Source organism: Bacillus sp. L_1B0_5 (assembly GCF_000836715.1).
Lineage (GTDB): Bacteria > Bacillota > Bacilli > Bacillales > Bacillaceae_G > Bacillus_A > Bacillus_A thuringiensis_S.
In genome coordinates this window covers 1-13,375 of the sequence record NZ_JXIS01000001.1, presented here as the reverse complement: position 1 = coordinate 13,375, position 13,375 = coordinate 1, and the positions used below count along the sequence as shown (strand labels likewise).

Genomic DNA, 13,375 nt, shown 5'->3' with positions numbered 1-13,375 from the left:
AAAAATCAAGCGTTCCTTTGCTTACATCTATGAAATTGTGCAGATAATATGCAGATATTAATAAGCATAAGTACTCTCCATATAAACATATGATGAAATGAACGATAGGACAAGGAGGTATCATAATGTTTGCTTATACGTTAACTACCTTAACACTTTGCTGTACCTCAATTCTTATTGCATCCAATATCTCTAAACGTAAGAGTACCCTAATGGAGTATATGGTATTTATTATGTCTTTTAGTATGAGTATCGGTTTAAGTATTGGTTTTTATTTAGGCATTCTCTTTAAGGGGGAATTACTATATTCTACTTTGCTTGCTATTTTAATTAGTGGTTTTATCGGTTTTTTAATCGGTCTACGTTTTCACCTATATACTGCTTTAGAAGGAATGTTCTCTGGATTAATGGCAAGTATGATGGGAGCAATGATTACAGAAATGTTAAATGCTCAACAAGCTCATAGTATATTGTTCATTAGCCTTTTACTTACTATAACGATTACTATGTCCTGTGTGATTCAATTGTTATCGGAGAACTTTTCTACTTTTATCCAACAGCGTTTTTTGTTATTACTTTCAATTAGTGTAGTAATTATCGTTGCCGTATTCGCGACATTCCCAGATCATACTCCTTCACCTGGGCATAATCAACATATACATTAGTACTTGCAACAAAAATGAATAAGCAGCTATCCATAGGATAACTGCTTCCTATTATTCTGGCTTATTAGGAATGTTTTGGTTTGGAACATAGTCAGATTTATAATCTGTATAGTTCACTTCCGTTACCATCCCTGCTGAAGCATGATGTAGGTCGTGACAGTGGAACATCCACTCACCCGGATTGTCTGCTACAAAGGCTACTTCATATTCTTCACCCGGTTTTAAGTTCAATGTATCTTTTACAATTGGAGAACCTTTTATCGGTTTTCCATCTTTACTCAACACCTGGAAGAAGTGCCCGTGTAAATGCATTGGGTGATCATCCATTTTAGAACGATTTACCAACTTCACTTTTACTAAATCACCCTTTTTCACTTGAATTGGGTCAATATCTGGAAATACCTTTCCGTTAATTGTATATACCATTTCATTTCCATTCATTTGCGTATTTAAGTCCATATTATATGTGGCAGTATACTCTTGATTTAACGTGAAACTACCTAATTTTTTAGTACCATATTTCATTATATCTACTTTCGGTAATTTTTCTTTTTCGTCTGCTTTATCTTTCATCTCTTTGCTGCCATCATACTCAATAACAGCTTTCATTCCTTTTGCACCTTTATTTTTTGAATGGTTTTCAACATACCACTTCCCAGGATTATTAGCAGTAAATTCAATATCATAACGTTCACCCGGTGCGATTGAAATTACTTTATCCTTTATAACTTTTGGATCGTTTATTGGCTGACCATCTGTCGCAATTACTTTTATATCATGACCATGAACATGTATATCATGTGATAGATAACCAGCATTGACGAGTCTAAGACGAACTTTATCTCCCTTATTCACTTTTAATGGCGCTACTAAATCACCGCTTTTTCCATTGATTGTGAATAAATCATACATACTCATATCATGACCTTCCATCTTCATATTTCCATGGTCCATTCCTGCCATATTACTAGAGTCTTTTCTATCACTGTCCATGTCCATATCATCATTCTTTTCCCCATTTTCATTACCTTTAGATTTATTACCTATTTGCCCTTTTGTCATTTCTTTTAACTGCTTATTAATTTCTTCTTTATCTGTAACCCATTCATCCAACATTAATGTGTAATCTTTATCATATTTTTCCTTTGTATCTTCTACAATGAGCGCTCCATACAAACCTCTATCTAATTGATTTACAGAATCTTGATGCGAGTGATACCAGTACGTTCCTTGTACGTTCGCTTCAAATTCGTAAGTGAAACTTTTTCCTGGTTCAACCGCATCTTGCGTCACGCCTGGAATTCCATCCATGTTATTTGGGACAGGATATCCATGCCAATGAATAGATACTGGTGCAGATAATTCATTTTTTAATGTCACTTTCACCTTTTCACCTTTTTTCACCCGAATTTCTGGACCAGGAGATGAGCCATTAAATGTCCAGACTGGAACAATAACACCGTTACTTAATTTTTGCTTTTCTTCTTTCGCAATTAAAGTAACTTCTGGTCCTTTTTCAACCTTCAATGGTGTTGTAGCTGTTTCAGTCTGTAGTGTTTTTTTATCATTCATATTTTTATGATCATTTGTTGTATTTGTCGTCACAGAACAGGCAGCAATTAAAAATATTACAGAGACTGTAACGGCTGCTAATACAAATCGCTTCATGGAAAATCCCTCCTTTTTCTTTTTCAAAATCATTATAGAAGTTGATTTTCAAGAAAATAAGGAGATGTAATTAGATCTTACGTAAGCTAATTGGAAGATTACTAAAAGCGGAGACATTACAAGAGGCGAATATTTTAGAAATACAAAATATTTTCCTTGTAGCGACTATACTAGCCGTTCTCGTATTTGTTTTGGCGTTATTTCTTAAGAAACAATAACACTGCTATTATTAAATAAGAAAAATGTAGCTAAAATGCTCTTCACAAAAGAACTTACATTTTTGTATAATAAGAACTAATGTTCCTTACAAGAAGACAATAGACTCAAATTACACAAATATATCAAATAGAAGAGGATTGATATACGATGAAAATTGATAGACCAAAAATTTCACCAGAGTTATCTTCAAAGAATTTTCAAGATATTTTTTATGAAGAAGATCCAACATTAGAAGTGTGTGAAATTATAGACTCCACTTTCGAAAATGAATCTGTAGATAGAGTGCGATTGTATGATGCAGTGATAAAGAATTGTAAATTCACTAATACAGACTTTAGCAATATTGATATTACAGATGTTTGTTTTGAAAACTGCGATTTATCAAATGTTAATTTAAGCAATTCTTCTGTTCATAGAGTCGAATTTAAAAACAGTAAATTAATCGGGGTTAATTTTGCAGAATCTAGCTTAGGAAATGTTAAATTTGAGAATTCAATTTTGAATTTAGCAGCATTTGGGAATTCTAAACTAGAAAAAATTATATTTAATGAAACTTCATTAAATAATGCAGATTTTTTTGACTGTAAACTTAAAAAAGTTGAATTCCAATTATGTAGTCTTGATGAAGCTAATTTTGATCAGACATCACTGAAGGGGATAGATATTAGTTCTTCTACCTTTGATACACTTACAGTTTCAGTGAACGATTTAAGAGGATGTAAAGTATCAACATATCAAGCTGTTCAGTTTGCAACTTTATTAGGATTAATAATTAAAGATTAGTATTTCGAAGATAAAAAGAACCCTATCCCGAATCCTGGATTTTTTAATTGTCCACGATTCGAGATAAAGTTCAAATAAATTAGTGATGACTTTTTTATTATTTAACTACAGCTTGGTTTCCTTTTACATGTTCATTATTTACACTCATAAATTCTTCAATTTCTTCAACTTCTCTAATGATATCTTTTGATAAGTTTTCATACCCGTCTTTCGTTACAAGAATATCATCTTCTATTCGAATACCAATCGACTCTTCCTCAATATAAAGACCAGGTTCAATTGTTATAACCATACCTTCTTCTAACACTCTATCTTTATATGTTCCTACATCATGTGTATCTAAACCAAGGAAATGGCTGACACCATGATAATAGTATTTTGATAACTCTTCATCTTCTTGAATTAAGCCAATTGCTTTACACTCTTCTGCCAGCACCTTTTTTGTATGCTCATTTAATGCAGCGAACTTTAATCCTGGCTTAATAATCTCTGTTGTTTCTTTTAATGCCTTTAATACAATATTATAAATTTGTTTTTGACGACTAGAGAATGTTCCATTTGCCGGGAATGTATAACTAATATCAGCGTTATAGTAGTCTTTTTGAGCACCTAAATCTAGCAATACTAAATCACCATTTTGAATTTGTGCATCATTATCTTCATAATGAAGAACTGTAGCATTTTTACCACTTGCCAAAATTGTATTGAACGCATGGTGCTTAATGCCAGATGATTTCAGTGTAAAATCAAATTGAGCTTCTAATTCATACTCCATCATACCTGCTTTTGCATGCTTAAGTGCGTTGTAAATACCGTCTTGCGTTATAGCAATCGCTTCTTTAATAATTTCAATTTCTTCCTCTGTTTTAAATACTCGTAATTCACAAATGTTCGGATATACATTACCAATTGTTACGTGTGGGTATTGTTCTCTTACATGTTTAGCAAATGCTAATGTTTTTGTCTCCGTACCATTCCACTCACGACGTTCTATATCTAAATATAGATGCTTCGCATTTTCTGTAAAAAGTATATTTGACATTGTCTTTTCAAAGCTATCTAAATATACAACTTTCTTTATACCTGAAATTCCCTCTGCTTCTTCGCTAGAAACTGTTTTCCCAACCCATTTTTCCATTACTGGATCTGATTTTTCAATAAAAAGTGTCTCTTCTACACTATTCCCAAACTTTTTTAGCATAAAAATAACATTTGGTTCATCGATTCCCGTTAAGTAGTAAAAATTACGATTCGGTACAAATTTATAATGTGCATCAGCTGACATATGCGGTGCTTGTCCCGCAAATAAAATCGTAACGGATTCATCAGGTAATGTTTTCGTTAGTCTTTCTCTATTTTGAGCAAAAAATGTTGATTTCATAATAATCCCCCTAGCGTTTTATGTATAATTGTGAAACTAATTATTCAATACACTTTATTCTATTATTGTTATAATTTTTCGTCAATTTCTAACTTATTTTTAGATAGTATTGACACAAACAACTAAACAAGTTACAATAACTATAAATTAGTAAGTTACTAATTTAATTTAAAACAAGAGGTGAACAAAATGCAAAATATTTTATTCCGTATTAATGAATTATCAAAAAAAGAAAGAACATCTGGATTAACAGTTGATGAAAAACAAGAACAACAAATGTTACGTCAAAACTATACAGAAACATTTCGTGGAAGCCTAGATTCCATTTTATTAAATACAAAAATTGTTGATTCGAATGGTCTTAACGTTACACCAGTTGCATTACAAGATGCTCAAATACGTTTAAAATTAAGCAAATGAGTTCCACGCTAAAGAATTTCAATAAAACATAAACAGAGCTGGATTTCCTATATAGAAATTCCAGCTCTGTTTATTGTCTTTTCTAATTTAGTAAACGAGCGATACATCGCAATTCTCCACGACACAATCATCGCAAATGCAAGTAAGAAAAACATGCTGCTTAACTCTGCCAAATCAATTGATTGGCTTAAATATGACTTTAATGCCACGCGTACAGCTAATAAGCCTACTAAAATGAATATGAATGCTTTTGACGGTTTCATAAATATATGTTCGCCCTTTATTTCGAACTTAGTTGTTTTAATAAGAAAAATAGAGAAAATAAGCCCTATACTAATTGCCTCGACTATTTCTAACGATGTTAATCGAAACTCTGGTAAAAAGTACATCATCGCGCCTGTACTCATAAAAATTGGTGGTAATATAATTTTCTTTTTCGTTACCGGCTTTTTCGCTGCTTTAAAACGTAGAAACATTACCCCAACAGCCATACAAACCGCTATGACACTTGATAAAAGTGCTATCATACTTTCCACTCCTATCTATTTAAATGACTTTTTTAGCAAAATCATAAACCAATAAGTAACTACATGCCGCATTATAGAATTTCTTCATTATATTCCTCCTGCTGTAAACTTTCCATATTCGCTGCAATCATTTTACGCAAAGTTTATGAACGGAATATGAACAAAAAAGCCATTCTGCAATTAATAATTGCAAAATGGCTTTTTAACTTATTTTAAATCGTCAATTGTGAAAGCACCTGGAAGTAATTGCTCAACAGTCACTTCTTTTTCATCACCTTTTACATTCGTTAGTAATACAGGCATTTTCGGATCACAGAATTCAACAATTACTTGTCTACACGCACCACATGGTGAAATCGGTCCATCAGTTTCTCCTGTAATAACTAAGTAACTAAAATCGCGCTCACCTTCTGATACTGCTTTAAATATTGCTGTTCTTTCTGCACAGTTACATAAACCGTAAGAAGCATTTTCTATATTACAACCAGTATAGATTTTCCCTTCTTTCGTAACTAACGCTGCGCCAACAGGAAATTTAGAATACGGAATATACGCTTTCGATAACATCTTGTTTGCTTCTTCAATATATTTTTTCTTATCCATATTATTTCCCCCTCAAAGTAAATGAAATAATGATTAGTCAGTAATAACTGTATGAACTAATTTAGGAGCCACTGCTGTTTCAGCGATAGAGATGTTCTCATAAATTTTTGCTTTTACATCTTCTACATTTTCACGATTTGCGTAGATTGTTACGAACGGCTCGCCTTCTTTTACTGCATCGCCAACTTTTTTGCGTAACATTAAACCTACTGCTAAATCAATTTCATCTTCTTTTGTTGCGCGGCCAGCACCAAGTAACATAGCTGCGATACCGATTTCATCTGCAACAATGTTAGAAATAACACCTGAAGTTTTTGCAGGTACATCAATTACATACTTCGCTTGTGGCATTTTTTCTGGATTGTCTACAATTGAGCTATCTCCGCCTTGATTGCTTAAGAACTCTTTAAATTTCTCAGTTGCTTTTCCGTTTTTCATCACTTCAATTAGCATTTCACGAGCTTCTTCTAACGTATTTGCTTTTTTCGCAAGTACGACCATTTGACTTCCTAATACAAGTACTAATTCTGTTAAATCTTCTGGACCTTCACCTTTTAACGTATCAATTGCTTCTTTCACTTCTAGAGCATTACCAATCGCAAATCCAAGAGGTTGTGACATATCTGAAATAACTGCCATTGTTTGACGTCCTACGTTATTTCCGATACGTACCATTGCATGTGCTAATTCTTTTGCATCTTCTTCTGTTTTCATAAATGCACCAGCACCTGTTTTTACATCAAGTACGATTGCGTCAGCACCAGCTGCAATTTTTTTACTCATAATTGAACTTGCGATTAAAGGAATTGAGTTAACAGTTCCTGTTACGTCGCGTAATGCATAAATCTTTTTATCTGCAGGTGTTAAGTTTCCTGTTTGTCCAATAACAGCTACTTTGTCACGGTTTACAATATCAATGAATTGTTCTTTCGTAATTTCAACGTGGAATCCTTCTACCGCTTCTAATTTATCAATTGTTCCGCCTGTATGCCCTAAACCACGACCAGACATTTTTGCTACTGGTACATCTAAAGCAGCTACTAATGGTCCTAATACTAATGTTGTTGTATCACCAACACCGCCAGTTGAATGTTTGTCTACTTTAATTCCTTCAATTGCTGATAAGTCGATCGTTTCTCCAGACTCAACCATCGCCATCGTTAAATCTGCACGTTCGCGATCTGTCATATCTTTAAAGAAGATTGCCATTGCAAGTGCACTCACTTGATAATCAGGAATACTTCCGTCTGTATATCCATTAATAAAGAATTTGATTTCTTCAGTCGTTAATTCTTTGCCGTCACGTTTTTTTGCGATAATATCTACCATTCTCATTACAATCACCATTCCTTTTTATATTATATAAATCTATTAAAATAATAAACCAACGATTGTTGCTGATAAGAAACTTACTAATGTTGCACCGAATAGTAATTTCAAACCAAATCTTGCGACTACATTCCCTTGCTTTTCATTTAAGCTCTTAACTGCTCCTGCAATAATCCCAATTGAAGAGAAGTTTGCAAATGAAACTAAGAATACAGAGATAATCGCTGTCGTTCTATCTGAGAAATTAAAGTTTCCTTGTGCTAAATCTGTCATAGCGACAAATTCATTTGATACTAATTTTGTTGCCATAATATTTCCGGCATTAACTGCTTCATGCCAAGGTACACCCATAATAAATGCAAATGGTGCAAATGCATAACCAAGAATTTCTTGGAATGAAATACCGATTACACCTTTAAATACTGCATTAATGAATGCGATAAGAGCTACGAAACCAATTAACATAGCTGCTACTGTAATCGCAACTTTAAATCCATCAATAATGTATTCCCCTAATACTTCAAAGAAAGTCTTTTTCTCTTCTTCTTGTACTTCTAACATATCTTCTTCCTCAGTAACTTCATACGGGTTAATGATAGAAGCAATGATGAAGCCACCGAATAAGTTAAGCACTAAAGCGGTTACAACATATTGTGGTTTTAATAAAACCATATATGATCCAACGATAGACATAGAAACTGTAGACATTGCTGATGCACATAATGTATACATTCTTTTCTCTGGCAATAACCCTAGTTGTTTCTTAACCGAAATAAATACTTCCGATTGTCCTAAAATCGCCGATGCCACAGCGTTATATGATTCTAGTTTCCCCATTCCATTTACTTTACTTAATGCTAGACCAATAGATTTCACAATAATAGGTAATACTTTAATATGTTGCAAAATACCTATTAAGGCTGATATAAATACGATTGGCATTAATACACTTAAAAAGAACGAAAACTCTTTTTGATTTACTAATCCACCAAATACGAAATTCACACCGTCAGCGGCATATTTTAATAGCTCTCCAAAACCATCTGCTATTCCGCTAATTAATATATTCCCTACACTTGTATTTAATAATAGAAACCCCAAAATGAATTGTAATATAACCATCGTTATGATTGGACGATATTTGACTTTCTTTCTATCATTACTAGCAAGCCAAGCGATACCTAAAATCAATACGAGGCCAAAAACACCGATTAAGTATTTCATAAGCCGTTTCCTCCCATTCGTATCCGCTTACATTTTTTTCAATTATTAAAGCAATAGATATACTTTAAACGTATATCTATTGCTTTAAGCTTTTATCGATTAGTAGTTATCTGTAGCACCTTTTGCATCATTTAATACGATTGCAACACTAGCACTTGCTCCAACGCGAGAAGCTCCAGCAGCTACCATTTTGTCTGCATCTTCACGTGTACGAACACCGCCAGATGCTTTTACACCAACGTTTGGTCCTACTGTTTTACGCATTAATGCGATATCTTCAGCAGTCGCTCCGCCAGTTGAGAATCCAGTTGAAGTTTTTACGAAATCAGCACCAGCTTTTACTGATAATTCACAAGCACGTACTTTCTCTTCATCTGTTAATAGGCAAGTTTCAATGATTACTTTTACAAGAGCTTTTCCTTTTGCTGCTTGTACTACTTCATAAATGTCTTTTTCAACAAATTCGTTATCGCCATCTTTTAAAGCGCCTACGTTGATTACCATATCAACTTCAGTTGCACCTTTTGCGATAGCATCTTTTGTTTCAAATGCTTTTGTTTCAGTAGTGCTTGCTCCTAATGGGAAACCGATTACAGTACAAACGTCTACATCATGTCCAGCTAGTTCATCAGCCGCTAATTTTACCCATGTTGGGTTAATACAAACAGAAGCGAATTTATATTCCTTTGCTTCTTCGATTACTTTCATAACATCTTCTTTAGTAGTATTAGCTTTTAAAATTGTATGGTCAATTAACTTTGCAATGTTCATTATCTTCACTCCTCATATCTTTTAACAACTTCATTCTAACTCTTAGTTGAACAAATGTAAATACACTTTTGAAATTTTGTTCATTCTTTTTTAAAAGGCATTTTCTTGTAGTAAATAAAGCGCATTCTAACAAAGAACACTTCATATATAATCAAATTTTCTATGTTAACAATGGTAGTATGTATCTCCATATCCATAATTATTTTTAAAAAGGCAATTTGTGTTCAAAAAAGACTCCTATCATTCATACATAACAAAATAAAAGGAGTTCTCAAAATTAACATTTTGAGAACTCCTTTTATTTCTAACCTTTTTCATAATGTAACAGTTCTTTTGCTGTATGCTGATCGATAATTAATACATTTGCATACCCGCCACGTAACGCACCATCAATTGCTTTTATTTTTCTATTACCACCTGCAACTAAAATAGAGCGTTTCTTTAATTTCAGTTCCTCTAACTCAATTCCAATTGTACGCTGATTAATCTCTTCGCTACTAATATTTCCGTCTCCATCAAAGAAACGTGAACAAATGTCACCGACCGATTGTTTTTTGAGTAAACTTGTTTCATCCTTATCGAAATAACCTAATCGGAATAACAGCGCTTCGTCTCGCACTGTTCCTACAGTGAAAACTGCAATATTCGCTTGTTTCCCCATTTCGATAATGTGATGAATATGTCGATCCTGCTCTACTAATTCTTTTGTCACTGCATTATCAAATATAACTGGAAGAGGTAGATTTCTTGGCGTCGTTTGAAAAGCATCTGCAAATAAAGCTATCGTCTCATTCGCATATGTATTTACACTCGAATGACTAATGCCACCTTTTAGCTGGACAACCTCTACCCCTTTTACATGTTGCGGTACGATTTTTCTAGCAATTTCATACATCGTCATTCCCCAGCTTACACCAACAATATCACCGTTTTTAACCGTCTTTTCCATATACTCAGCAGCATATTTACTTATATACTCTGTAATCGTTGCATATTCCGGTACTGGAGAAAACACAACATGTGCCTCTAACAAGTTGTACTTTTCTTTCAGTAAATTCCCAACGTTATCTAAATCCGCAAATGGATCGGCGATGCTAATTTGAACAAACCCTTTTTCTTTCGCGTACTTTAACAATCTAGAAATCGTCGGTCTTGAAATATTTAATTTGTTAGCAATTTCTTGCTGACTATAATCTGATTGATAATATAATCTTGCAACTTCAACGCTTAATTGTTGTTTATCTTTTTCCATAGTAACTCATTACAAATCCCTTCCTGTATTTCCCTTTCGTTACAAGCATTATACAGCTTTATGCAAAAAAATTCGACTACCGAATTTTATCTAACTGAACTTCTATTCTACGTATTATATACAATGAAACCTTATTGTGTAGATTTACAAACTCAATATAGAAACACTTACAACATATAAATCAGTTTATATGTAATTCATTCTTTATTGCTTTTCCTGTAGTAACGATAACAAAGCCGTTCAATAAGAAACATGAAACATCGTCTAAAAGCTATTCAAATACCCCTCATAAACAAAAGATACTGTTCATAAGGGGTATGTATTCAATTTAAGTTTATAAAAATCGGATGGAAACACTGCAAATTCTCACTTATTTAGAATAAGAGAAAAGATGATGTTTTATTTGTTCAATAAAATAATGATGGTGTATATTATCGTTAGATACGCGACTTGCCATAATAGCTCCCTCCATTGAAGATGCAAGAAAAGAAGCGAGCGATATAATATCTATATCTTCTTTAAGTTCTTGTTTCTCTATTCCTTCTTTTATGAGAGAAGCCATTAACATTACTGTATCATCATAACCTTTTGCTGCTGCTTTTTGTAATTCTGGAAATACTCCAGTACTTTCAATTGCGCTATTAAGTAATGGACAGCCTCCAGCAATAGGAGGATTATTAGCTGCATCTTGATATACAAGGAAAATTGCAAGGATTTTATCAATTGCTGTCTTTTTATTTTCCATTGCTTTATGAAAATGACTCCACATAATCTCACCACTTTTGTCGTAGGCAGCAAGGACAATTTCTTCTTTACTTTTGAATCTACGATAAATAGATCCTTTAGGTAATTCAGTAGCTGTCATTATATCCTGGATGGATGTGCGAGTTATCCCATTAGTATTAAATAAATATAAAGATGTTTCAATAATTTTTTCTTTAACCTTATCAACTTTAGTCATGCTTTGTAATCCTCCTAATAAAAACGAGCTTAATATTTCAGGTGATATTTACCATCTATTTTCTTGAATTTTTTTGTAAGTATAAAGAAGTTTGGAACAAAAATATCTTATCAACCCCTATATTATCTGAACCTCAAACAATACGGTTTGAAAAGAGGTTAATCAAATTGTATTATCTATATCACTCAAATGAATTTTCTGTCAAAATTAACATGATCAATTATTCAATTCAGTCATGTTATACAACTACTTTCACCTAACTTCGTAGCAGGGGTAAAAATATATAGTTAATTTTAACGTATAGACATATGATTATTATATATAATTTTTATTAATATGTTTAGCTAAAGTGTTCGAACTCCCCCACTTTCACTTCATTCTATAAAAGATTAATCATTAATGATTACTGGAATTAAATTGTAACAAAGCAACTGAGATATAAATATATTTGCTTTTTACCATTTTGATTTCGTTAAAAGGGTTTAAAAAACTAGAAACTTGTAGTATCATTAGATTTCGATTCAGACCGAACCGTCCGGTTTTTAATATAAATATATTTAGAAGGAGAACGTTATGCAGAAAGAAAAATCAAAGATTATAGGTAATTTAATTACGGGGGCAATAAAGTGAACTTTATAAAAATGAATAAAAAAGAAATTATTATGCTAATAGTTTATACAATGTTTGCACTACTCCAAATTGGCTTGTTCATATTATTTGGCCTATCACTTTTAACTAACAGTAATTTAGTTGAATCAGAATTTGCTCTTAGTGCCATCGGTTTGACTGTACCTGCTATTGTAGGAATAATTTTCTTTAGGAAAGAAATTATTGAAAGTTTTACTTATTTTAAAGAGAAAACAATTTTGAAAATAGTAAGTGTTCCTCTGGTGGTTTTATTTACGGTAATTGTAGAACAATCTGTTATGCGTTTTCTAGCAACTGCCCAGCCAGAGAACCAAGAACAGCTTCTTGGAACAGGCACGGGGATACCTCTTATTTTTACATTGCTAGTATTTGGTATTCTAGGGCCATTGCTTGAAGAAATTGTGTTTTGTCATATAATATTAAATCGTTTTTCACATTATATTGGTACTGCTATTGCATCTATCATTTCGATTATAATTTTTACAGTTCTTCATACGAATCAGCTTTCGGATATTACTATTTATTTACCTGGCTCGGTGATACTTACTGTAGCTTATCTTATTTCTAAGAGATCCATTGCATATGTTATGGCGATACATATGTTAAACAATTGCATCACTTTCATTCAATTGCATATGTCATAGCGATACATATGTTAAACAATTGCAGGTTTTGATGCAAAAATACTCTATGTTTCTATCGAGTATTTTTGGCACCAGAACCACTTTTTCTAAAGCATAAGAAATCTTATCAAAACTACAACTTATTAGGAGAGTGTCAGTCATGATTGTAACAACAACTTCTGGAATTCAAGGTAAAGAAATTATTGAGTATATTGATATTGTAAATGGTGAAGCTATTATGGGTGCAAACATTGTCCGTGATTTATTCGCTTCAGTTCGTGATGTTGTCGGTGGCCGTGCT

The 13,375-nt window shown here is 32.9% G+C and carries 14 protein-coding genes; 5 read left to right on the top strand and 9 right to left on the bottom strand.

Annotation, left to right across the window (positions count from 1 at the left end; all coding sequences use genetic code 11):
* Nucleotides 1-125: 125 nt before the first annotated feature.
* A complete protein-coding gene (locus tag RT27_RS00065; RefSeq protein ID WP_016082040.1) occupies nucleotides 126-665 on the top strand; it encodes a hypothetical protein in 540 nt (179 codons plus the stop codon).
* Between the two features lie 51 nt (nucleotides 666-716).
* On the opposite strand, the gene RT27_RS00060 is transcribed toward RT27_RS00065, so the two are convergent.
* The gene (locus RT27_RS00060; protein WP_029442006.1) at nucleotides 717-2,333 is read right to left on the bottom strand and encodes a multicopper oxidase family protein; all 1,617 of its coding nucleotides are present in this window, start codon (nucleotides 2,331-2,333) and stop codon (nucleotides 717-719) included.
* A 366-nt stretch (nucleotides 2,334-2,699) separates the two neighbouring features.
* On the opposite strand from RT27_RS00060, the gene RT27_RS00055 reads away from it, so the two are divergent.
* Nucleotides 2,700-3,335 (top strand): pentapeptide repeat-containing protein, encoded by a 636-nt coding sequence (locus RT27_RS00055; RefSeq protein ID WP_000687268.1) that lies wholly within the window; start codon nucleotides 2,700-2,702, stop codon nucleotides 3,333-3,335.
* 97 nt (nucleotides 3,336-3,432) lie between these two features.
* Here RT27_RS00055 and RT27_RS00050 read toward each other — a convergent pair whose 3' ends face one another.
* The gene (locus tag RT27_RS00050) at nucleotides 3,433-4,716 is read right to left on the bottom strand and encodes an aminopeptidase P family protein (RefSeq protein WP_029442004.1); all 1,284 of its coding nucleotides are present in this window, start codon (nucleotides 4,714-4,716) and stop codon (nucleotides 3,433-3,435) included.
* Nucleotides 4,717-4,905: 189 nt separating this feature from the next.
* On the opposite strand from RT27_RS00050, the gene RT27_RS00045 reads away from it, so the two are divergent.
* Nucleotides 4,906-5,136, top strand: a complete 231-nt coding sequence (locus RT27_RS00045; RefSeq protein ID WP_001179618.1) for a DUF896 domain-containing protein — start codon at nucleotides 4,906-4,908, stop codon at nucleotides 5,134-5,136.
* A gap of 47 nt (nucleotides 5,137-5,183) precedes the next feature.
* Here the strand turns inward: RT27_RS00045 and RT27_RS00040 are convergent, their stop codons facing one another.
* The 7 genes from RT27_RS00040 to RT27_RS00010 all read right to left on the bottom strand — a co-directional run bounded on the left by RT27_RS00040 (nucleotide 5,184) and on the right by RT27_RS00010 (nucleotide 11,803).
* Nucleotides 5,184-5,663, bottom strand: coding sequence for a cytochrome c biogenesis protein CcdC (locus tag RT27_RS00040; RefSeq protein ID WP_043935006.1), 480 nt, complete (start codon nucleotides 5,661-5,663; stop codon nucleotides 5,184-5,186).
* Nucleotides 5,664-5,870: 207 nt separating this feature from the next.
* On the bottom strand, nucleotides 5,871-6,266 hold the full coding sequence (locus RT27_RS00035) for a cytidine deaminase (protein WP_043935005.1): 396 nt from the start codon (nucleotides 6,264-6,266) through the stop codon (nucleotides 5,871-5,873).
* 33 nt (nucleotides 6,267-6,299) lie between these two features.
* Nucleotides 6,300-7,601, bottom strand: coding sequence for a pyrimidine-nucleoside phosphorylase (locus tag RT27_RS00030; protein ID WP_001983022.1), 1,302 nt, complete (start codon nucleotides 7,599-7,601; stop codon nucleotides 6,300-6,302).
* Nucleotides 7,602-7,637: 36 nt separating this feature from the next.
* Complete coding sequence (locus tag RT27_RS00025) at nucleotides 7,638-8,819, bottom strand: NupC/NupG family nucleoside CNT transporter (protein WP_016082053.1); 1,182 nt, start codon at nucleotides 8,817-8,819, stop codon at nucleotides 7,638-7,640.
* Between the two features lie 99 nt (nucleotides 8,820-8,918).
* Complete coding sequence (deoC, locus tag RT27_RS00020) at nucleotides 8,919-9,590, bottom strand: deoxyribose-phosphate aldolase (RefSeq protein ID WP_001017440.1); 672 nt, start codon at nucleotides 9,588-9,590, stop codon at nucleotides 8,919-8,921.
* Nucleotides 9,591-9,894: 304 nt separating this feature from the next.
* Nucleotides 9,895-10,842: a sugar-binding transcriptional regulator gene (locus RT27_RS00015; RefSeq protein WP_016082054.1), complete on the bottom strand. Its 948-nt coding sequence runs from the start codon at nucleotides 10,840-10,842 to the stop codon at nucleotides 9,895-9,897.
* A 370-nt stretch (nucleotides 10,843-11,212) separates the two neighbouring features.
* Nucleotides 11,213-11,803: a TetR/AcrR family transcriptional regulator gene (locus RT27_RS00010; protein WP_016082055.1), complete on the bottom strand. Its 591-nt coding sequence runs from the start codon at nucleotides 11,801-11,803 to the stop codon at nucleotides 11,213-11,215.
* Between the two features lie 626 nt (nucleotides 11,804-12,429).
* On the opposite strand from RT27_RS00010, the gene RT27_RS00005 reads away from it, so the two are divergent.
* Nucleotides 12,430-13,095 (top strand): CPBP family intramembrane glutamic endopeptidase, encoded by a 666-nt coding sequence (locus RT27_RS00005; protein ID WP_043935004.1) that lies wholly within the window; start codon nucleotides 12,430-12,432, stop codon nucleotides 13,093-13,095.
* 139 nt (nucleotides 13,096-13,234) lie between these two features.
* Nucleotides 13,235-13,375, top strand: a 141-nt coding sequence (locus RT27_RS32260; RefSeq protein WP_156137694.1) for a heavy metal-binding domain-containing protein, incomplete at its 3' end; no start/stop codon positions are given.

Bases quoted from the DNA above. Each gene is read 5' to 3' on its own strand.
- RT27_RS00065 (WP_016082040.1), top strand. From the start codon at position 126: ATGTTTGCTTATACGTTAACTACCTTAACACTTTGCTGTACCTCAATT.
- RT27_RS00060 (WP_029442006.1), bottom strand. From the start codon at position 2,333: ATGAAGCGATTTGTATTAGCAGCCGTTACAGTCTCTGTAATATTTTTA.
- RT27_RS00030 (WP_001983022.1), bottom strand. From the start codon at position 7,601: ATGAGAATGGTAGATATTATCGCAAAAAAACGTGACGGCAAAGAATTA.
- RT27_RS00050 (WP_029442004.1), bottom strand. From the start codon at position 4,716: ATGAAATCAACATTTTTTGCTCAAAATAGAGAAAGACTAACGAAAACA.
- RT27_RS00010 (WP_016082055.1), bottom strand. From the start codon at position 11,803: ATGACTAAAGTTGATAAGGTTAAAGAAAAAATTATTGAAACATCTTTA.
- RT27_RS00040 (WP_043935006.1), bottom strand. From the start codon at position 5,663: ATGATAGCACTTTTATCAAGTGTCATAGCGGTTTGTATGGCTGTTGGG.
- RT27_RS00035 (WP_043935005.1), bottom strand. From the start codon at position 6,266: ATGGATAAGAAAAAATATATTGAAGAAGCAAACAAGATGTTATCGAAA.
- deoC (WP_001017440.1), bottom strand. From the start codon at position 9,590: ATGAACATTGCAAAGTTAATTGACCATACAATTTTAAAAGCTAATACT.
- RT27_RS00055 (WP_000687268.1), top strand. From the start codon at position 2,700: ATGAAAATTGATAGACCAAAAATTTCACCAGAGTTATCTTCAAAGAAT.
- RT27_RS00025 (WP_016082053.1), bottom strand. From the start codon at position 8,819: ATGAAATACTTAATCGGTGTTTTTGGCCTCGTATTGATTTTAGGTATC.
- RT27_RS00015 (WP_016082054.1), bottom strand. From the start codon at position 10,842: ATGGAAAAAGATAAACAACAATTAAGCGTTGAAGTTGCAAGATTATAT.
- RT27_RS00045 (WP_001179618.1), top strand. From the start codon at position 4,906: ATGCAAAATATTTTATTCCGTATTAATGAATTATCAAAAAAAGAAAGA.